General features: G+C 55.5%; 30 protein-coding genes. All 30 read right to left on the bottom strand.

From position 1 onward, the window contains the following. Positions 1-47 precede the first annotated feature (47 nt). On the bottom strand, positions 48-1496 hold the full coding sequence (locus tag J3P96_RS03245) for a catalase (RefSeq protein WP_434655267.1): 1449 nt from the start codon (positions 1494-1496) through the stop codon (positions 48-50). Between the two features lie 224 nt (positions 1497-1720). Next, positions 1721-2107: a 50S ribosomal protein L17 gene (gene rplQ / locus J3P96_RS03240; protein WP_003176402.1), complete on the bottom strand. Its 387-nt coding sequence runs from the start codon at positions 2105-2107 to the stop codon at positions 1721-1723. Between the two features lie 42 nt (positions 2108-2149). Then, entirely contained in the window at positions 2150-3151 is a 1002-nt protein-coding gene (locus tag J3P96_RS03235) for a DNA-directed RNA polymerase subunit alpha (RefSeq protein ID WP_003176403.1), read from the bottom strand. Positions 3152-3173: 22 nt separating this feature from the next. Further along, positions 3174-3794: a 30S ribosomal protein S4 gene (gene rpsD, locus J3P96_RS03230; protein ID WP_003176404.1), complete on the bottom strand. Its 621-nt coding sequence runs from the start codon at positions 3792-3794 to the stop codon at positions 3174-3176. 18 nt (positions 3795-3812) lie between these two features. Continuing rightward, positions 3813-4202 (bottom strand): 30S ribosomal protein S11, encoded by a 390-nt coding sequence (gene rpsK, locus J3P96_RS03225; protein ID WP_002555466.1) that lies wholly within the window; start codon positions 4200-4202, stop codon positions 3813-3815. Positions 4203-4232: 30 nt separating this feature from the next. Beyond that, positions 4233-4589 (bottom strand): 30S ribosomal protein S13, encoded by a 357-nt coding sequence (gene rpsM, locus J3P96_RS03220; protein ID WP_009045849.1) that lies wholly within the window; start codon positions 4587-4589, stop codon positions 4233-4235. A gap of 130 nt (positions 4590-4719) precedes the next feature. Continuing rightward, complete coding sequence (gene rpmJ / locus J3P96_RS03215) at positions 4720-4836, bottom strand: 50S ribosomal protein L36 (protein WP_002555468.1); 117 nt, start codon at positions 4834-4836, stop codon at positions 4720-4722. A 30-nt stretch (positions 4837-4866) separates the two neighbouring features. Then, the gene (gene secY / locus J3P96_RS03210; protein ID WP_018612224.1) at positions 4867-6195 is read right to left on the bottom strand and encodes a preprotein translocase subunit SecY; all 1329 of its coding nucleotides are present in this window, start codon (positions 6193-6195) and stop codon (positions 4867-4869) included. After that, entirely contained in the window at positions 6196-6633 is a 438-nt protein-coding gene (rplO, locus tag J3P96_RS03205; RefSeq protein ID WP_003186032.1) for a 50S ribosomal protein L15, read from the bottom strand. A gap of 3 nt (positions 6634-6636) precedes the next feature. Beyond that, positions 6637-6813, bottom strand: coding sequence for a 50S ribosomal protein L30 (gene rpmD / locus J3P96_RS03200; RefSeq protein ID WP_003176408.1), 177 nt, complete (start codon positions 6811-6813; stop codon positions 6637-6639). A 2-nt stretch (positions 6814-6815) separates the two neighbouring features. After that, positions 6816-7316 (bottom strand): 30S ribosomal protein S5, encoded by a 501-nt coding sequence (gene rpsE, locus J3P96_RS03195; protein ID WP_003186035.1) that lies wholly within the window; start codon positions 7314-7316, stop codon positions 6816-6818. Positions 7317-7319: 3 nt separating this feature from the next. Then, positions 7320-7670 (bottom strand): 50S ribosomal protein L18, encoded by a 351-nt coding sequence (rplR, locus tag J3P96_RS03190; RefSeq protein WP_003186037.1) that lies wholly within the window; start codon positions 7668-7670, stop codon positions 7320-7322. Positions 7671-7680: 10 nt separating this feature from the next. Continuing rightward, positions 7681-8214, bottom strand: a complete 534-nt coding sequence (gene rplF / locus J3P96_RS03185) for a 50S ribosomal protein L6 (RefSeq protein WP_003186039.1) — start codon at positions 8212-8214, stop codon at positions 7681-7683. Positions 8215-8226: 12 nt separating this feature from the next. After that, positions 8227-8619 (bottom strand): 30S ribosomal protein S8, encoded by a 393-nt coding sequence (rpsH, locus tag J3P96_RS03180; protein WP_003186040.1) that lies wholly within the window; start codon positions 8617-8619, stop codon positions 8227-8229. 210 nt (positions 8620-8829) lie between these two features. Further along, the gene (gene rpsN / locus J3P96_RS03175; protein ID WP_003186042.1) at positions 8830-9135 is read right to left on the bottom strand and encodes a 30S ribosomal protein S14; all 306 of its coding nucleotides are present in this window, start codon (positions 9133-9135) and stop codon (positions 8830-8832) included. 13 nt (positions 9136-9148) lie between these two features. Then, positions 9149-9688 (bottom strand): 50S ribosomal protein L5, encoded by a 540-nt coding sequence (rplE, locus tag J3P96_RS03170; protein ID WP_030140492.1) that lies wholly within the window; start codon positions 9686-9688, stop codon positions 9149-9151. A 22-nt stretch (positions 9689-9710) separates the two neighbouring features. Then, positions 9711-10025 carry a 50S ribosomal protein L24 gene (gene rplX, locus J3P96_RS03165; RefSeq protein WP_003176416.1) on the bottom strand — a complete coding sequence of 105 codons (315 nt, stop codon included), beginning with the start codon at positions 10023-10025 and terminating at the stop codon, positions 9711-9713. A gap of 11 nt (positions 10026-10036) precedes the next feature. Beyond that, positions 10037-10405 (bottom strand): 50S ribosomal protein L14, encoded by a 369-nt coding sequence (rplN, locus tag J3P96_RS03160; RefSeq protein WP_002555479.1) that lies wholly within the window; start codon positions 10403-10405, stop codon positions 10037-10039. Positions 10406-10428: 23 nt separating this feature from the next. Next, positions 10429-10695 carry a 30S ribosomal protein S17 gene (rpsQ, locus tag J3P96_RS03155; protein WP_003194644.1) on the bottom strand — a complete coding sequence of 89 codons (267 nt, stop codon included), beginning with the start codon at positions 10693-10695 and terminating at the stop codon, positions 10429-10431. Positions 10696-10697: 2 nt separating this feature from the next. Then, complete coding sequence (rpmC, locus tag J3P96_RS03150; protein WP_002555481.1) at positions 10698-10889, bottom strand: 50S ribosomal protein L29; 192 nt, start codon at positions 10887-10889, stop codon at positions 10698-10700. Further along, on the bottom strand, positions 10889-11302 hold the full coding sequence (gene rplP / locus J3P96_RS03145) for a 50S ribosomal protein L16 (RefSeq protein ID WP_003186052.1): 414 nt from the start codon (positions 11300-11302) through the stop codon (positions 10889-10891). Before rplP ends, rpmC begins: the two co-directional genes overlap by 1 nt. 12 nt (positions 11303-11314) lie before the next feature. Then, complete coding sequence (rpsC, locus tag J3P96_RS03140) at positions 11315-12001, bottom strand: 30S ribosomal protein S3 (protein WP_003176422.1); 687 nt, start codon at positions 11999-12001, stop codon at positions 11315-11317. Positions 12002-12014: 13 nt separating this feature from the next. Next, complete coding sequence (rplV, locus tag J3P96_RS03135; protein WP_003103908.1) at positions 12015-12347, bottom strand: 50S ribosomal protein L22; 333 nt, start codon at positions 12345-12347, stop codon at positions 12015-12017. A gap of 11 nt (positions 12348-12358) precedes the next feature. Next, complete coding sequence (gene rpsS, locus J3P96_RS03130; protein WP_002555486.1) at positions 12359-12634, bottom strand: 30S ribosomal protein S19; 276 nt, start codon at positions 12632-12634, stop codon at positions 12359-12361. A gap of 16 nt (positions 12635-12650) precedes the next feature. After that, positions 12651-13475, bottom strand: coding sequence for a 50S ribosomal protein L2 (gene rplB / locus J3P96_RS03125; protein WP_003186055.1), 825 nt, complete (start codon positions 13473-13475; stop codon positions 12651-12653). Positions 13476-13489: 14 nt separating this feature from the next. After that, a complete protein-coding gene (gene rplW / locus J3P96_RS03120; RefSeq protein WP_002555488.1) occupies positions 13490-13789 on the bottom strand; it encodes a 50S ribosomal protein L23 in 300 nt (99 codons plus the stop codon). Continuing rightward, positions 13786-14388 (bottom strand): 50S ribosomal protein L4, encoded by a 603-nt coding sequence (rplD, locus tag J3P96_RS03115; RefSeq protein ID WP_268798240.1) that lies wholly within the window; start codon positions 14386-14388, stop codon positions 13786-13788. Before rplD ends, rplW begins: the two co-directional genes overlap by 4 nt. A 12-nt stretch (positions 14389-14400) precedes the next feature. Continuing rightward, positions 14401-15036, bottom strand: a complete 636-nt coding sequence (gene rplC / locus J3P96_RS03110) for a 50S ribosomal protein L3 (protein WP_003186059.1) — start codon at positions 15034-15036, stop codon at positions 14401-14403. Positions 15037-15116: 80 nt separating this feature from the next. Next, positions 15117-15428, bottom strand: coding sequence for a 30S ribosomal protein S10 (gene rpsJ, locus J3P96_RS03105; RefSeq protein ID WP_003186070.1), 312 nt, complete (start codon positions 15426-15428; stop codon positions 15117-15119). A 157-nt stretch (positions 15429-15585) separates the two neighbouring features. Further along, the gene (gene tuf, locus J3P96_RS03100) at positions 15586-16779 is read right to left on the bottom strand and encodes an elongation factor Tu (protein WP_003186071.1); all 1194 of its coding nucleotides are present in this window, start codon (positions 16777-16779) and stop codon (positions 15586-15588) included. Position 16780 lies beyond the last annotated feature (1 nt).

Raw genomic sequence — 16780 nt, 5'->3', positions numbered from 1 at the left:
AACGCAAAAACCGCCCAAATGAGGGCGGTTCTGCTTCTCGTTTAGACTTAGTTAAGCTGTACGCCCAAGGCTTTCGCGATACCTTCTCCATAAGCAGCGTCTGCCTTGAAGAAATGCTGCAACTGGCGATCGACAACATCCGCCGAGACCCCCGCCATAGCACCGGCGATATTGCTGATCAACAGCGCTTTCTGCTCATCGTTCATCAAGCGGAACAGCGCACCGGCATGGCTGTAGTAGTCGGTGTCTTCGCGATGGTCATACCGATCCGCCGCACCGCTGAGGGCCAGTGCCGGCTCCGCATAACGCGGCGCTTGCTTCGGCGTCTCCACGAAGCTGTTCGGCTCATAGTTCGGAGCCGCACCGCCATTGCTGCCGAACGCCATGGCGCCGTCGCGCTGGTAGGTATTGACCGGGCTGCGCGGCGCGTTCACCGGCAACTGCTGATGGTTGGTGCCTACGCGGTAGCGGTGTGCATCGGCATAGGCAAACACACGACCCTGCAGCATGCGATCAGGCGAGAGACCCACACCCGGCACCATGTTGCTAGGCCCGAATGCCGCTTGCTCCACTTCGGCGAAGTAGTTCAGCGGGTTGCGGTTGAGCTCCAGCTCGCCGACTTCGATCAGCGGAAACTCTTTCTGCGACCAGGTCTTGGTCACATCGAACGGGTTTTCGTAATGGGCCGCGGCCTGAGCCTCGGTCATGATCTGGATGCAGACGCTCCATTTCGGGAAGTCACCGCGCTCGATCGCGTTGAACAGGTCGCGCTGGGCATAATCCGGATCGGTGCCCGCCAGGCGTGCAGCTTCGGCCGGCGCGAGGTTCTTGATGCCTTGCTTGGTCTTGTAGTGCCATTTCACCCAGTGACGCTCACCCTGGCCATTGATCAGGCTGTAGGTGTGACTGCCGAAACCGTGCATGTGACGGTAGCCGTCAGGAATCCCCCGGTCAGAGAACAGAATGGTGACCTGGTGCAACGCTTCGGGCGAGTGCGACCAGAAGTCCCACATCATCTGGGCACTTTTGAGGTTGCTTTGTGGCAGGCGCTTCTGGGTGTGAATGAAGTCTGGAAACTTCAGTGGGTCGCGGATGAAAAACACCGGTGTGTTGTTGCCGACGATGTCCCAGTTACCTTCTTCGGTGTAGAACTTCAGGGCGAAACCGCGTGGATCGCGCTCGGTATCGGCGGAGCCGCGCTCGCCACCCACGGTAGAGAAGCGCAGGAAAGTCGGCGTCTGCTTGCCGACCGACTCGAACAACTTGGCGCTGGTGTATTGAGTGATGTCGCGAGTTACGGTGAAGGTGCCGTAAGCGCCCGAGCCCTTGGCGTGCACACGACGCTCTGGAATGTTTTCGCGATTGAAATGAGCAAGCTTCTCGATCAGGTGGAAATCGTCGAGCAGCAGCGGGCCACGTGGGCCGGCGGAGCGAGAGTTCTGGTTATCGGCGACAGGAGCGCCACTGGCGGTCGTAAGCGTTTTGGTCTGGCTCATGCTCAAATCTTCCTAGGTCGGTTCGGACTGCCGGCTAATCGGCTGGTGAGGAGTATTGATCATGTTAGTGACAGTATCCAAATTCATTAAATCATGGGCTTCGATAGTCATTATCTAATAAGCAAGATTGCCAATAGCCAGGCCAGGCGAAACGGCTAAAGCACTTTTCCATCGAGCACAAAAAACCGGGCACTAGGCCCGGTTCTTCGTTGCAGACTGTCGTCTTACTCGGCGCTTACAGCTTCGCCGGCAGTAGCACGATCAACCAACTCGACGTACGCCATAGGCGCGTTGTCGCCAGCGCGGAAACCGCACTTGAGGATGCGCAGGTAGCCACCCTCACGGGTAGCGTAACGCTTGCCCAGGTCGTTGAAGAGCTTACCAACGATAGCTTTCGAACGAGTACGGTCGAAAGCCAGGCGGCGGTTAGCCAGGCTGTCTGTCTTGGCCAGAGTGATCAGCGGCTCGGCAACGCGGCGCAGTTCTTTGGCTTTCGGCAGTGTAGTTTTGATCAGCTCGTGCTCGAACAGCGACACCGCCATGTTTTGGAACATGGCCTTGCGGTGCGAGCTGGTGCGGCTCAGGTGACGACCACTTTTACGATGACGCATGGTTCATTCCTTACCAAACACAACGTTCGGTGATTACGACGATCAGGCAGTCGCCTTGTCGTCCTTCTTAAGACTTGCAGGCGGCCAGTTGTCGAGGCGCATGCCGAGGGACAGACCGCGGGAGGCCAGAACGTCCTTGATTTCAGTCAAGGATTTCTTGCCAAGGTTCGGAGTCTTCAACAGCTCTACTTCGGTACGCTGAATCAGGTCACCGATGTAGTAGATGTTTTCCGCCTTAAGGCAGTTAGCCGAACGTACAGTCAGTTCCAGATCGTCAACCGGGCGAAGCAGGATCGGATCGATCTCGTCTTCCTGCTCGATAACCACTGGCTCACTGTCACCCTTGAGGTCGACGAACGCAGCCAACTGCTGTTGCAGGATGGTTGCAGCGCGGCGGATAGCCTCTTCAGGATCCAGGGTACCGTTGGTTTCCAGATCAATAACCAGCTTGTCCAGGTTGGTACGCTGTTCGACACGGGCGTTTTCCACCACGTATGCGATACGGCGAACCGGGCTGAACGAAGAGTCAAGCTGCAAGCGACCGATGCTGCGGCTTTCGTCTTCATCGCTCTGACGCGAGTCTGCCGGTTCATAACCACGACCACGAGCTACGGTGAGCTTCATGTTCAGGGCGCCGTTAGACGCCAGGTTAGCGATTACGTGATCGGGGTTAACGATCTCGACATCATGATCCAGCTGAATATCGGCAGCGGTAACCACCCCCGAACCCTTCTTCGACAAGGTCAGCGTAACTTCGTCACGACCGTGCAGCTTGATAGCCAGACCTTTAAGGTTCAACAGGATTTCAATTACGTCTTCCTGTACACCTTCGATGGCGCTGTACTCGTGGAGCACACCGTCAATCTCGGCCTCGACTACTGCACAGCCGGGCATTGAGGACAACAGGATGCGGCGCAGCGCGTTGCCCAGGGTGTGGCCGAAACCACGCTCGAGAGGCTCGAGTGTGATCTTGGCGCGGGTTGGACTGACAACCTGCACATCAATATGGCGGGGTGTCAGGAACTCATTTACCGAAATCTGCATGGATGCACCTATTTTCTAGCCCTTACTTGGAGTAGAGCTCGACAATCAGGCTTTCGTTGATGTCGGCGGACAGATCACTGCGAGCAGGAACGTTCTTGAAAACGCCCGACTTCTTCTCAGTGTCTACTTCTACCCATTCTACGCGGCCACGTTGGGCACACAGATCGAGAGCTTGGACAATGCGAAGTTGGTTTTTTGCTTTCTCGCGAACAGCAACCACGTCACCAGCACGAACCTGGTAGGACGGAACGTTCACGGTCTGGCCGTTAACGCTGATCGACTTGTGCGATACCAGCTGACGGGATTCGGCACGAGTAGAACCGAAACCCATACGGTATACAACGTTGTCCAGACGGCATTCGAGCAGCTGCAACAGGTTTTCGCCGGTTGCGCCTTTCTTGCCAGCAGCTTCTTTGTAGTAGCCGCTGAATTGACGCTCGAGAACGCCGTAGATACGACGGACCTTCTGCTTTTCACGCAGTTGGGTGCCGTAATCGGACTGGCGACCGCGGCGTTGGCCGTGGATACCAGGTGCTGCTTCAATGTTGCACTTCGATTCGATCGCGCGCACGCCGCTCTTCAGGAAGAGATCGGTGCCTTCGCGACGAGCGAGTTTGCATTTTGGACCAATGTAACGAGCCATTCTTTACAATCTCCTGGATTACACGCGGCGCTTCTTCGGCGGACGGCACCCGTTGTGCGGGATTGGCGTCACGTCGGTGATGCTGGCGATCTTGTAGCCACAGCCGTTCAAAGCGCGGACTGCGGATTCACGACCTGGACCTGGACCTTTGACGTTGACGTCGAGGTTTTTCAGGCCGTATTCCAGCGCAGCTTGACCAGCACGCTCAGCAGCTACTTGAGCAGCGAACGGCGTGGACTTGCGGGAACCGCGGAAACCCGAACCACCGGAGGTAGCCCAGGAAAGAGCGTTACCTTGACGGTCGGTAATGGTCACGATGGTGTTGTTAAAAGATGCATGGATGTGGGCGATGCCATCAACCACTGTCTTTTTAACTTTTTTACGAGGACGAGCAGCAGGTTTTGCCATGATTAAATTCCTGTCGATTCGCTGGGGCGATTACTTGCGGATCGGCTTACGCGGACCTTTACGGGTACGCGCGTTGGTCTTGGTACGCTGACCGCGTACTGGCAGACCACGACGATGACGCAGACCGCGATAGCAACCGAGGTCCATCAAGCGCTTGATTTTCATGTTGATTTCGCGACGCAGGTCACCTTCAGTGGTGAACTTCGCCACTTCGCCACGCAGCTGTTCAATTTGCTCGTCGCTCAGATCCTTGATCTTTGCTGCTGGGTTGACCCCAGTCTCTGCACAAATTTTCTGTGCAGTAGTGCGACCAACACCATAGATGTAGGTCAGCGAGATAACAGTATGCTTGTTATCTGGAATGTTGACGCCTGCAATACGGGCCATTCAGTGGGACTCCAATTGACAGCTACCTACGCCCCGGAAGCCAAGAAATAGGGCGCGAGATAATATCGCTGTAATAACAAATAATCAACCCGGCAGCGCACTAGCTGCCGGGCTTAAAGCACAATCACACTCAGCCTTGGCGCTGTTTGTGACGCGGTTCCGCGCTGCAAATTACCCGAACAACACCTTCGCGGCGAATAATCTTGCAGTTACGGCACAGCTTTTTCACCGATGCACGAACTTTCATCACCAACTCCTCGAACCTTATGGACGCTACTCAGCGCAACATGCCGCTGCCGTAGCCCTTCAGGTTGGCTTTCTTCATCAGGGATTCGTACTGGTGCGAAACGAGGTGCGATTGTACTTGGGACATGAAGTCCATCACAACCACGACCACGATCAGCAACGAGGTCCCGCCAAGGTAGAACGGAACGTTTGCCGCAACCACCAGGAACTGGGGAAGCAAGCACACGGCCGTCATGTAAAGAGCACCGAACAAGGTCAAACGCGTCAGAACGCCATCAATGTAGCGCGCCGACTGCTCGCCTGGACGGATACCCGGAATAAAGGCACCGGACTTCTTCAGGTTTTCCGCTACGTCTTTCGGATTGAACATCAACGCCGTATAGAAGAAGCAGAAGAAAATAATCCCTGCACTAAACAGCAGAATATTCAACGGCTGACCAGGAGCGATCGACTGCGAGATGTCCTGCAACCAGCCCATACCTTCAGACTGGCCGAACCAGGCACCCAACGAAGCCGGGAACAGCAAGATGCTGCTCGCGAAAATGGCCGGGATAACGCCGGCCATGTTCACCTTCAACGGCAAGTGGCTGGTCTGCGCAGCAAAAACCTTGCGGCCCTGCTGACGCTTGGCGTAGTGAACAGCGATACGACGCTGGCCACGCTCAATGAACACCACGAAACCGATAATCGCTACTGCCAGCAAACCGATGGCAACCAGGGCGAAGATGTTGATATCACCCTGACGCGCAGACTCGAAAGACTGCCCGATCGCTCTCGGAAGACCGGCGACGATACCTGCGAAGATCAACATCGAGATACCGTTGCCAACACCACGCTCAGTGATCTGCTCACCCAGCCACATCATGAACATCGCACCCGCCACAAAAGTGGTTACCGCGACGAAATGGAAGCCAAAGTCACCAGTGAACGCTACGCCCTGCCCCGCCAGACCGATGGACATGCCAACAGCCTGGACAAGAGCGAGGACGACAGTGAGGTAGCGGGTGTACTGGCTGATCTTGCGACGGCCAGCTTCACCTTCCTTCTTCAACTGCTCCAGCTGCGGGCTGACAGCGGACATCAGCTGCATGATGATCGATGCCGAAATGTACGGCATGATCCCCAGTGCAAAGATGCTCATCCGCTCCAGCGCGCCGCCGGAAAACATGTTGAACAAGCTAAGAATGGTCCCCTCATTCTGTCGAAACAGGTCCGCGAGTCGGTCCGGGTTGATACCTGGAACCGGGATGTGTGCGCCTATTCGGTAGACGATAATCGCCAGGAACAGAAAACGCAGACGAGCCCAGAGTTCAGACATACCGCCTTTGCCGAGCGCAGAGAGAGCACCTTGCTTAGCCATTTATTCCTCGAACTTGCCGCCAGCTGCTTCGATAGCCGCACGCGCACCTTTGGTGGCGCCGATTCCCTTTCCGATGGTGACAGCACGAGCAACTTCGCCCGACAGCATGATTTTCACACGCTGTACGTTCTGGTTGATCACGTTGGCATCCTTCAGGGACTGCACGGTGACGATATCGCCATCCACCTTGGCCAGTTCGGACAGACGCACTTCTGCGCGGTCCATGGCTTTCAGGGAAACGAAACCGAACTTCGGCAGGCGACGATGCAGCGGCTGTTGACCGCCTTCAAAGCCTGGAGCAATGGTGCCACCGGAGCGGGAGGTCTGACCCTTGTGGCCACGGCCACCGGTCTTGCCCAAACCACTACCGATACCACGGCCCGGACGATGCTTTTCGCGACGGGAACCCGGCGCTGGACTCAGATCATTGAGTTTCATCGATTAACCCTCGACACGCAGCATGTAGTAAGCCTTGTTGATCATCCCGCGATTCTCGGGAGTATCCTGGACTTCTACAGTGTGACCGATGCGACGCAGACCCAGACCCTTAACGCACAGTTTGTGGTTAGGGATGCGGCCGGTCATGCTTTTGATCAGCGTAACTTTTACGGTAGCCATGATCAGAAGATCTCCTTGACGCTTTTGCCACGCTTGGCGGCAATGGATTCAGGAGACTGCATTGCTTTCAAACCCTTGAAGGTGGCGTGAACCACGTTTACCGGGTTAGTCGAGCCGTAGCACTTGGCCAGAACGTTCTGAACGCCAGCAACTTCGAGGACAGCACGCATAGCGCCGCCAGCGATGATACCGGTACCTTCAGAAGCAGGCTGCATGTACACCTTCGAAGCGCCATGGGCAGACTTCATTGCGTACTGCAGGGTGGTGCCGTTCAGATCAACCTGGATCATGTTGCGGCGAGCAGCTTCCATTGCCTTCTGGATCGCAGCAGGCACTTCACGCGACTTGCCACGGCCGAAGCCAACACGCCCTTTACCATCACCTACCACGGTCAACGCGGTGAAAGTGAAGATACGGCCGCCTTTAACGGTTTTGGCTACGCGGTTAACTTGAACCAGCTTCTCGATGTAGCCTTCGTCGCGCTTTTGGTCGTTATTTGACATAACTTAGAACTCCAGCCCAGCTTCACGAGCAGCATCAGCCAGCGCCTTGACGCGACCGTGGTACTTGAAGCCAGAGCGGTCGAAAGCCACCTGCGAGACGCCAGCGGCTTTAGCACGCGTAGCGACCAGCTGGCCAACCTTAGTGGCCGCGTCGATGTTGCCAGTGGCGCCATCACGCAGTTCTTTATCCAAAGTCGAGGCACTTGCCAGGACTTTGTTGCCGTCGGCCGAAATGACCTGGGCGTAGATGTGCTGCGACGAGCGGAACACGCAGAGACGCACGACTTCGAGTTCGTGCATTTTCAGGCGTGCTTTGCGAGCGCGACGCAGTCGAGTAACTTTTTTGTCGGTCATTTGCTATGCCCTACTTCTTCTTGGCTTCTTTACGACGGACGACTTCGTCCGCGTAGCGCACACCTTTGCCTTTGTACGGCTCTGGTGGACGGAAGTCGCGGATCTCGGCGGCCACTTGACCTACCAGCTGCTTGTCGATGCCCTTGATCAGGATATCGGTCTGGCTAGGAGTCTCAGCGGTGATGCCTTCCGGCAGTTCATAATCCACTGGGTGCGAGAAGCCAAGAGCCAGGTTCAGCACTGTGCCTTTTGCTTGCGCTTTGTAACCAACACCGACCAGCTGGAGCTTGCGCTCGAAGCCTTGGCTTACGCCTTGGACCATGTTGTTTACCAACGCACGAGTGGTACCAGCCATTGCGCGAGTCTGTTGATCGCCATTGCGAGCAGCGAAACGCAGCTCACCAGCTTCTTCAACGATCTCAACGGACGAATGGATGTTCAGTTGCAGAGTGCCCTTGGCACCCTTCACCGAAAGCTGTTGGCCTGCGAATTTGACTTCGACACCGGCTGGCAGCTTAACGGGGTTCTTAGCGACGCGTGACATGCTTATCCCCCCTTAGAACACAGTGCAAAGAACTTCGCCGCCGACACCGGCAGCGCGCGCAGCACGATCCGTCATCACACCTTTGTTGGTGGAGACGATAGACACACCGAGACCGCCACGAACTTTTGGCAGATCATCGACGGACTTGTACTGACGCAGGCCTGGACGGCTAACGCGCTTCACTTCCTCGATGACCGGACGGCCTTCGAAGTACTTAAGCTCGATGGACAGCAGAGGCTTGATTTCGCTGCTGATCTGATAACCCGCAATGTAACCTTCGTCCTTCAGGACTTTGGCAACAGCTACCTTCAACGTAGAAGATGGCATGCTTACGACGGACTTTTCAGCCATCTGGGCATTACGGATACGAGTTAGCATGTCCGCTAACGGGTCCTGCATACTCATGGGCTAGACGCTCCTAATACACAAAAAATTAGCCTTTCGGCTAGTACGTGTCGCCGAGCGCATCCGTGCAATAAAAACACGGGCTCAGGCGAGCCGGGTATTCTAGACACACCCCACAAATGAATCAAGCCCCAAAAGGGGCTTGATTCAAGTTCAAGGTCACCAACGGTCAGGATCTTGCGATCCCGAGCGCCGCGACTTTGACAGTGCTTACCAGCTGGCCTTGACCAGACCTGGAACGTCACCACGCATTGCAGCTTGACGCAGCATGTTACGGCCGAGGCCGAACTTGCGGTACACGCCGTGCGGACGACCAGTCAGGCGGCAGCGGTTACGCATGCGCGAAGCGCTGGCGTCACGTGGCTGCTTCTGCAGTGCTACGGTAGCTTCCCAACGCGCTTCTGGACTTGCGTTCAGATCAACGATGATAGCTTTCAGCGCTGCACGCTTGGTGGCGTACTTGGCAACGGTGAGCTGACGCTTCAGCTCACGGTTCTTCATGCTCTTCTTGGCCATTGTCCTACTCCAATCAGTTGCGGAACGGGAATTTGAAAGCACGCAGCAGTGCGCGACCTTCTTCATCCGTCCGAGCAGTGGTGGTCAGGGTAATGTCCAGACCGCGGAGAGCGTCGATCTTGTCGTAATCGATTTCCGGGAAAATGATCTGCTCTTTCACGCCCATGCTGTAGTTGCCACGACCATCGAAGGACTTGGCATTCAGGCCGCGGAAGTCGCGAACCCGAGGCAGGGAGATCGACAGCAGACGATCCAGGAACTCGTACATACGCTCACGGCGCAGGGTCACTTTGACGCCGATCGGCCAACCTTCACGGACTTTGAAGCCAGCGATGGATTTCCGAGCGTAAGTCACAACGACTTTCTGACCGGTGATCTTTTCCAGGTCGGCTACAGCGTGCTCGATGACTTTTTTGTCGCCGATCGCTTCGCCCAGACCCATGTTCAGGGTGATTTTGGTAACGCGCGGAACTTCCATCACGTTCGAAAGCTTAAGTTCTTCCTTAAGCTTCGGTGCGATTTCCTTCCGGTAAATCTCTTTTAGTCGTGCCATGGTCTCATCTACCTAGCAGTGTTCAAGCATCAACCGCTTTTTGGGTCGACTTGAAGACACGAATTTTCTTGCCGTCTTCTACTTTGAAACCAACGCGGTCAGCCTTGTTGGTTTCGCCGTTGAAAATGGCGACGTTAGAAGCATCCAGTGGAGCTTCTTTTTCGACGATACCGCCCTGCACGCCCGACATCGGGTTAGGCTTGGTATGACGCTTGACCAGGTTCAGACCGCCAATAACCAAACGGTTGTTAGCGAGAACCTTAAGCACCTTACCGCGCTTACCTTTGTCTTTGCCGGCGATCACGATGATCTCGTCGTCACGACGAATCTTTTGCATGTCGGATCTCCTTACAGCACTTCTGGGGCGAGCGAGACGATCTTCATGAACTTCTCAGTACGAAGTTCACGGGTCACTGGCCCAAAGATACGGGTGCCGATTGGCTCTTGCTTGTTGTTCAGCAGAACAGCAGCGTTGCCATCAAAGCGGATGATGGAGCCGTCAGCACGACGAACACCATGGCGAGTGCGGACTACAACAGCAGTCATCACTTGACCTTTCTTCACCTTACCGCGAGGAATTGCTTCCTTGACGGTAACTTTGATGATGTCACCGATACCAGCGTAACGACGATGGGAGCCACCCAGCACCTTGATGCACATAACACGGCGAGCGCCGCTGTTATCGGCCACATCGAGCATGGATTGAGTCTGAATCATATAATTTCTCCGACCCCTAGCCCTTAGACTTCCACAGCGCGTTCGAGAACATCAACCAGCGCCCAAGATTTGGTCTTGGCCATCGGACGAGTTTCACGAATAGTGACTTTGTCGCCGATGTGGCACTGATTGGTTTCGTCGTGCGCGTGCAGCTTAGTCGAACGCTTAACGTATTTACCGTAGATCGGGTGCTTAACGCGACGCTCGATCAGAACGGTGATGGTTTTGTCCATCTTGTCGCTGACAACACGGCCAGTCAGCGTACGGACAGTTTTTTCGGCTTCAGCCATGATTACTTACCTGCCTGCTGGTTGAGCACAGTTTTCACGCGAGCGATGTCACGCTTAACTTGCGAGAGCAGATGAGACTGCCCCAACTGGCCAGTTGCTTTCTGCATACGCAGATTGAACTGGTCGCGCAGCAGGCCGAGCAGTTGCTCGTTCAGCTGCTGTGCTGATTTTTCACGAAGTTCATTCGCTTTCATCACATCACCGTCCGCTTAACAAAGGAGGTGGCGAGCGGCAGCTTTGCAGCAGCCAGGGCGAAAGCCTCACGCGCCAGCTCTTCAGAAACACCCTCGATTTCATACAGGACTTTGCCTGGCTGAATCTGGGCAACCCAGTACTCCACGTTACCCTTACCTTTACCCATCCGAACTTCGAGTGGCTTCTTGGTGACAGGCTTGTCCGGGAATACACGGATCCAGATCTTGCCGCCACGTTTTACGTGACGGGTCAGAGCACGACGCGCTGACTCGATCTGACGAGCGGTGAGACGACCACGAGCAACAGACTTCAGCGCGAACTCGCCGAAGCTGACTTTGCTACCGCGCAATGCCAGGCCACGGTTGTGACCGGTCATCTGCTTGCGGAACTTCGTACGCTTTGGTTGCAACATTTGGCGTACCCCTTACTTAGCAGCTTTTTTACGAGGCGCTGGTGCTTGTGGTTTCAGTTCTTCTTGGCGACCACCAATTACTTCGCCTTTGAAGATCCAAACCTTTACACCGATCACACCGTAAGTGGTGTGAGCTTCGTAGTTGGCATAGTCGATGTCGGCACGCAGGGTGTGCAGTGGCACACGACCTTCGCGATACCATTCAGTACGTGCGATTTCAGCACCGCCGAGACGACCGCTCACTTGGATTTTGATGCCTTTGGCACCAATGCGCATGGCGTTCTGTACAGCGCGCTTCATAGCGCGACGGAACATTACGCGACGCTCCAGCTGCTGAGCTACGCTCTGCGCAACCAGCATACCGTCGAGCTCCGGCTTGCGGATCTCTTCGATATTGATGTGCACAGGCACACCCATTTGCTTGGTCAGGTCCTGACGCAGTTTCTCAACATCTTCACCTTTCTTCCCGATAACGATACCTGGACGAGCGGTGTGGATGGTGATACGTGCAGTCTGAGCCGGACGATGGATATCGATACGGCTGACGGACGCGCTTTTTAGTTTGTCTTGGAGATACTCACGCACCTTCAGATCAGCGAACAAGTAGTCCGCATAAGTCCGACCGTCTGCGTACCAGACGGAGGTGTGCTCCTTGACGATTCCCAGGCGAATGCCAATGGGATGTACTTTCTGACCCATCTCTTCGACTCCGTTACTTGTCAGCAACCTTGACAGTGATATGGCAAGACCGCTTGACGATGCGATCAGCACGGCCTTTGGCACGTGGCATGATGCGCTTCAGCGAACGCCCTTCGTTGACGAAAACGGTGCTGACCTTCAGGTCATCAACGTCTGCGCCTTCGTTATGCTCGGCGTTGGCTACGGCCGACTCCAGCACTTTTTTCATGATCTCGGCGGCTTTCTTACTGCTGAAAGCCAACAGGTTGAGCGCTTCGCCCACCTTCTTCCCGCGGATCTGGTCGGCGACCAAGCGGGCTTTCTGGGCGGAGATTCGAGCGCCCGACAACTTAGCGGCTACTTCCATTTCCTTACCCCTTAACGCTTGGCTTTCTTGTCAGCCACGTGCCCACGATATGTGCGGGTACCGGCGAACTCGCCCAGTTTGTGGCCGACCATGTCTTCGTTCACGAGAACTGGGACGTGCTGGCGACCGTTGTGTACAGCGATGGTCAGACCGACCATCTGTGGCAGGATCATCGAACGACGCGACCAGGTCTTAACTGGTTTGCGATCGTTCTTTTCCGCCGCCACTTCGATCTTCTTCAGTAGGTGAAGATCAATAAAAGGACCTTTTTTCAGAGAACGTGGCACTGTCGTATCCCTCTATTTACTTGCGACGACGGACGATCATTTTGTCGGTACGCTTATTACCACGAGTCTTCGCGCCCTTAGTCGGGAAGCCCCATGGCGATACCGGATGACGACCACCAGAGGTACGACCTTCACCACCACCATGTGGGTGGTCAACCGGGTTCATGGCAACACCACGAACGGTTGGGCGAACGCCACGCCAGCGCTTGGCACCAGCTTTACCCAACGAACGCAGGCTGTGCTCGGAGTTCGAGACTTCGCCCAGGGTCGCACGGCATTCAGCCAGTACTTTACGCATCTCACCAGAACGCAGACGCAGGGTCACGTAGACACCTTCACGAGCGATCAGCTGAGCCGAAGCACCAGCGGAACGAGCGATCTGTGCGCCTTTACCTGGCTTCAATTCGATGCCGTGTACGGTGCTACCAACTGGAATGTTACGCAGTTGCAGAGCGTTGCCCGGCTTGATCGGCGCCAGGGCACCTGCGATCAGCTGGTCGCCAGCACTCACGCCTTTAGGGGCGATGATGTAGCGACGCTCGCCATCTGCGTACAGCAGCAGAGCGATGTGAGCAGTACGGTTTGGATCGTATTCGATACGCTCGACGGTGGCAGCGATGCCATCCTTGTCGTTGCGACGGAAGTCGACCAGACGATAATGCTGCTTATGACCACCACCGATGTGACGAGTGGTAATACGGCCATTGTTGTTACGACCACCAGACTTCGATTTTTTCTCGAGCAGCGGTGCGTGAGGAGCGCCTTTATGCAGCTCCTGGTTGACCACCTTGACCACAAAACGGCGGCCAGGGGAAGTCGGTTTGCATTTAACGATTGCCATGATGCACCCCTTCCTTACTCAGCACTGCTGCTGAAATCGAGATCTTGGCCTGGCTGAAGGGAGATAACTGCCTTCTTCCAGTCATTACGCTTGCCCAGACCGCGAGCAGTGCGCTTGCTCTTACCCAGAACGTTCAGGGTAGTAACGCGCTCTACTTTCACGCTGAACAGGCTTTCGACGGCCTTCTTGATTTCCAGCTTGGTTGCATCGGTTGCAACCTTGAAAACGAACTGGCCTTTCTTGTCTGCCAGAACCGTAGCCTTCTCGGAAACGTGCGGGCCAAGCAGAACTTTAAATACGCGTTCCTGGTTCATCCCAGCAGCTCCTCGAATTTCTTCACGGCCGACACGGTGATCAACACCTTGTCGTATGCGATCAGACTGACCGGATCGGAACCCTGCACGTCACGGACATCGACGTGTGGCAGGTTGCGAGCAGCCAGGTACAGGTTCTGATCAACAGCGTCAGACACGATCAGGACGTCAGTCAGGCCCATGTCATTCAGCTTGTTCAGCAGATCTTTGGTTTTCGGTGCTTCAACAGCGAAGTCCTGAACCACGACCAGACGATCAGTACGCACCAGCTCAGCAAGGATGGAACGCATTGCTGCGCGATACATCTTCTTGTTCAGCTTCTGGGAGTGATCCTGAGGACGAGCTGCGAAAGTGGTACCGCCGCCACGCCAGATTGGGCTACGGATAGTACCGGCACGAGCACGGCCAGTACCTTTCTGACGCCATGGGCGCTTACCGCCACCAGAAACGTCGGAACGGGTCTTTTGCTGCTTGCTACCTTGACGGCCGCCGGCCATGTAGGCCACGACTGCTTGGTGAACCAGCGTCTCGTTGAATTCGCCGCCAAATGTCAGTTCGGAAACTTCGATCGCTTGAGCGTCATTTACATTTAATTGCATGTCAGCTTCCCCTTAACCGCGAGCCTTGGCTGCTGGACGTACAACCAAGTTGCCGCCAGTAGCGCCAGGAACAGCGCCCTTGACCAACAACAGATTGCGTTCAGCGTCCACGCGCACTACTTCGAGGGACTGCACGGTCACGCGCTCGGCGCCCATATGACCGGACATTTTTTTGCCCTTGAATACACGACCAGGAGTCTGGCACTGGCCGATAGAGCCTGGAACGCGGTGGGATACGGAGTTACCGTGGGTGTTATCTTGCCCGCGGAAGTTCCAACGCTTGATCGTACCCTGGAAGCCTTTACCCTTGGACTGACCGGTTACATCAACCAGTTGACCAGCGGCGAAGATTTCAGCGTTGATCAGATCGCCGGCCTGGTACTCGCCTTCTTCAAGGCGGAATTCCATTACGGTACGACCAGCGGCAACGTTCGCCTTGGCGAAGTGGCCAGCTTGAGCAGCTGTTACACGCGAAGCACGACGCTCGCCGACAGTGACTTGCACTGCACGATAGCCATCGGTCTCTTCAGTTTTGAACTGGGTGACGCGATTCGGCTCGATCTCAATGACCGTGACCGGAATGGAGACACCTTCTTCGGTGAAAATACGGGTCATACCGCATTTACGACCGACTACACCAATAGTCATGTTGTAAACCTCATGAGTGTACGGGGCTTTCACCCGCTATGGCCGCCCATTTCAGAGCGTTACACGACTAAGACCGAGTCTTAGCCGAGGCTGATCTGCACTTCCACACCGGCCGCAAGATCGAGCTTCATAAGAGCATCAACGGTTTTATCCGTTGGCTGGACGATGTCCAGAACGCGCTTATGAGTACGGATCTCGTACTGGTCACGCGCGTCTTTGTTGACGTGCGGGGAGACCAGAACGGTGAACCGCTCTTTACGGGTAGGCAGTGGAATTGGACCACGCACTTGAGCACCAGTACGTTTCGCGGTTTCCACGATTTCCTGGGTGGATTGGTCGATCAGGCGATGGTCAAAAGCCTTCAACCTGATACGGATTTGCTGATTTTGCATTGGATTTCAGACTCCGGCTGCTATTCCCACCGGGCGCAATACGCCCGTTAAAAGGAGGCGCAATTCTATAGACGCCCCCGATAGGTGTCAACCCAATAAAAAAGCCCCCGCTAAGCGGGGGCTTTTCAATTCACCGAGCCAACTCTACAAGAGAGTCTTACTCGATGATTTTGGCTACGACGCCAGCGCCGACGGTACGACCGCCTTCACGGATAGCGAAACGCAGACCGTCTTCCATTGCGATGGTCTTGATCAGGGTGACAACCATTTTGATGTTGTCGCCTGGCATTACCATTTCAACGCCTTCCGGCAGCTCGCAGTTACCGGTCACGTCAGTGGTCCGGAAGTAGAACTGTGGACGGTAGCCTTTGAAGAACGGAGTGTGACGACCGCCTTCTTCTTTGCTCAGAACGTACACTTCAGCTTCGAACTTGGTGTGCGGCTTGACCGAACCCGGCTTAACCAGAACCTGGCCACGCTCAACGTCGTCACGCTTGGTACCACGCAGCAGAACGCCGCAGTTCTCGCCAGCACGACCTTCGTCGAGCAGCTTACGGAACATTTCAACACCGGTGCAGGTGGTGACGGTGGTGTCACGCAGACCTACGATTTCCAGCGGATCCTGAACCTTGACGATACCGCGCTCGATACGGCCAGTCACAACAGTACCGCGACCGGAGATCGAGAATACGTCCTCGATAGGCATCAGGAACGGCTTGTCGATAACACGAACTGGCTCTGGGATGTAGCTGTCCAGAGTTTCTACCAGACGCTTCACAGCGGTGGTACCCATTTCGTTGTCGTCCTGGCCGTTCAGAGCCATCAGAGCCGAACCGATGATGATTGGGGTGTCATCACCTGGGAAGTCGTAAGTGCTCAGCAGATCGCGCACTTCCATCTCAACCAGTTCCAGCAGCTCAGCGTCGTCAACCATGTCAGCCTTGTTCAGGAAGACAACGATGTACGGAACGCCTACCTGACGGGACAGCAGGATGTGCTCACGGGTTTGTGGCATCGGACCATCGGCGGCCGAGCAAACCAGGATCGCGCCGTCCATCTGGGCAGCACCGGTGATCATGTTCTTCACATAGTCAGCGTGACCTGGGCAGTCAACGTGAGCGTAGTGACGAATCGAAGAGTTGTACTCAACGTGCGCGGTGTTGATGGTGATACCACGAGCCTTTTCTTCCGGAGCGCTGTCGATTTTGTCGAAAGCAACAACGGCCGAACCGAAAACTTCGGAGCAGACGCGAGTCAGAGCAGCGGTCAGAGTGGTTTTACCGTGGTCAACGTGACCAATGGTGCCAACGTTGACGTGCGGTAGGGAACGATCAAATTTTTCTTTAGCCACG

Source organism: Pseudomonas sp. R3-56 (assembly GCF_051132075.1).
Taxonomy (GTDB): Bacteria; Pseudomonadota; Gammaproteobacteria; order Pseudomonadales; family Pseudomonadaceae; genus Aquipseudomonas.
Note: the sequence above shows the minus strand (reverse complement) of the source record. Positions and strands in the feature narration are given on the sequence as shown.

Excerpts from the sequence above, each read along its gene's own strand:
- rplR (WP_003186037.1), bottom strand. The coding sequence starts at position 7,670 with ATGACCGACAAAAAAGTTACTCGACTGCGTCGCGCTCGCAAAGCACGC.
- J3P96_RS03245 (WP_434655267.1), bottom strand. The coding sequence starts at position 1,496 with ATGAGCCAGACCAAAACGCTTACGACCGCCAGTGGCGCTCCTGTCGCC.
- rplV (WP_003103908.1), bottom strand. The coding sequence starts at position 12,347 with ATGGAAGTAGCCGCTAAGTTGTCGGGCGCTCGAATCTCCGCCCAGAAA.
- rplX (WP_003176416.1), bottom strand. The coding sequence starts at position 10,025 with ATGCAAAAGATTCGTCGTGACGACGAGATCATCGTGATCGCCGGCAAA.
- rpsC (WP_003176422.1), bottom strand. The coding sequence starts at position 12,001 with ATGGGTCAGAAAGTACATCCCATTGGCATTCGCCTGGGAATCGTCAAG.
- rplD (WP_268798240.1), bottom strand. The coding sequence starts at position 14,388 with ATGCAATTAAATGTAAATGACGCTCAAGCGATCGAAGTTTCCGAACTG.
- rpsQ (WP_003194644.1), bottom strand. The coding sequence starts at position 10,695 with ATGGCTGAAGCCGAAAAAACTGTCCGTACGCTGACTGGCCGTGTTGTC.
- rpsJ (WP_003186070.1), bottom strand. The coding sequence starts at position 15,428 with ATGCAAAATCAGCAAATCCGTATCAGGTTGAAGGCTTTTGACCATCGC.
- rplO (WP_003186032.1), bottom strand. The coding sequence starts at position 6,633 with ATGAAACTCAATGATCTGAGTCCAGCGCCGGGTTCCCGTCGCGAAAAG.
- rplC (WP_003186059.1), bottom strand. The coding sequence starts at position 15,036 with ATGACTATTGGTGTAGTCGGTCGTAAATGCGGTATGACCCGTATTTTC.
- rpsK (WP_002555466.1), bottom strand. The coding sequence starts at position 4,202 with ATGGCAAAACCTGCTGCTCGTCCTCGTAAAAAAGTTAAAAAGACAGTG.
- rplB (WP_003186055.1), bottom strand. The coding sequence starts at position 13,475 with ATGGCAATCGTTAAATGCAAACCGACTTCCCCTGGCCGCCGTTTTGTG.
- rplW (WP_002555488.1), bottom strand. The coding sequence starts at position 13,789 with ATGAACCAGGAACGCGTATTTAAAGTTCTGCTTGGCCCGCACGTTTCC.
- rpmC (WP_002555481.1), bottom strand. The coding sequence starts at position 10,889 with ATGAAAGCGAATGAACTTCGTGAAAAATCAGCACAGCAGCTGAACGAG.
- rplP (WP_003186052.1), bottom strand. The coding sequence starts at position 11,302 with ATGTTGCAACCAAAGCGTACGAAGTTCCGCAAGCAGATGACCGGTCAC.
- rplE (WP_030140492.1), bottom strand. The coding sequence starts at position 9,688 with ATGGCACGACTAAAAGAGATTTACCGGAAGGAAATCGCACCGAAGCTT.
- J3P96_RS03235 (WP_003176403.1), bottom strand. The coding sequence starts at position 3,151 with ATGCAGATTTCGGTAAATGAGTTCCTGACACCCCGCCATATTGATGTG.
- rpsN (WP_003186042.1), bottom strand. The coding sequence starts at position 9,135 with ATGGCCAAGAAGAGCATGAAGAACCGTGAGCTGAAGCGTCAGCTCACC.
- rpsD (WP_003176404.1), bottom strand. The coding sequence starts at position 3,794 with ATGGCTCGTTACATTGGTCCAAAATGCAAACTCGCTCGTCGCGAAGGC.
- secY (WP_018612224.1), bottom strand. The coding sequence starts at position 6,195 with ATGGCTAAGCAAGGTGCTCTCTCTGCGCTCGGCAAAGGCGGTATGTCT.
- rpmD (WP_003176408.1), bottom strand. The coding sequence starts at position 6,813 with ATGGCTACCGTAAAAGTTACGCTGATCAAAAGCATGACCGGCCGCATC.
- rplQ (WP_003176402.1), bottom strand. The coding sequence starts at position 2,107 with ATGCGTCATCGTAAAAGTGGTCGTCACCTGAGCCGCACCAGCTCGCAC.
- rpsM (WP_009045849.1), bottom strand. The coding sequence starts at position 4,589 with ATGGCCCGTATTGCAGGCGTCAACATTCCAGATAACAAGCATACTGTT.
- rplF (WP_003186039.1), bottom strand. The coding sequence starts at position 8,214 with ATGTCACGCGTCGCTAAGAACCCCGTTAAGCTGCCAGCCGGTGTCGAA.
- rpmJ (WP_002555468.1), bottom strand. The coding sequence starts at position 4,836 with ATGAAAGTTCGTGCATCGGTGAAAAAGCTGTGCCGTAACTGCAAGATT.
- rplN (WP_002555479.1), bottom strand. The coding sequence starts at position 10,405 with ATGATTCAGACTCAATCCATGCTCGATGTGGCCGATAACAGCGGCGCT.
- rpsE (WP_003186035.1), bottom strand. The coding sequence starts at position 7,316 with ATGTCAAATAACGACCAAAAGCGCGACGAAGGCTACATCGAGAAGCTG.
- rpsH (WP_003186040.1), bottom strand. The coding sequence starts at position 8,619 with ATGAGTATGCAGGACCCGTTAGCGGACATGCTAACTCGTATCCGTAAT.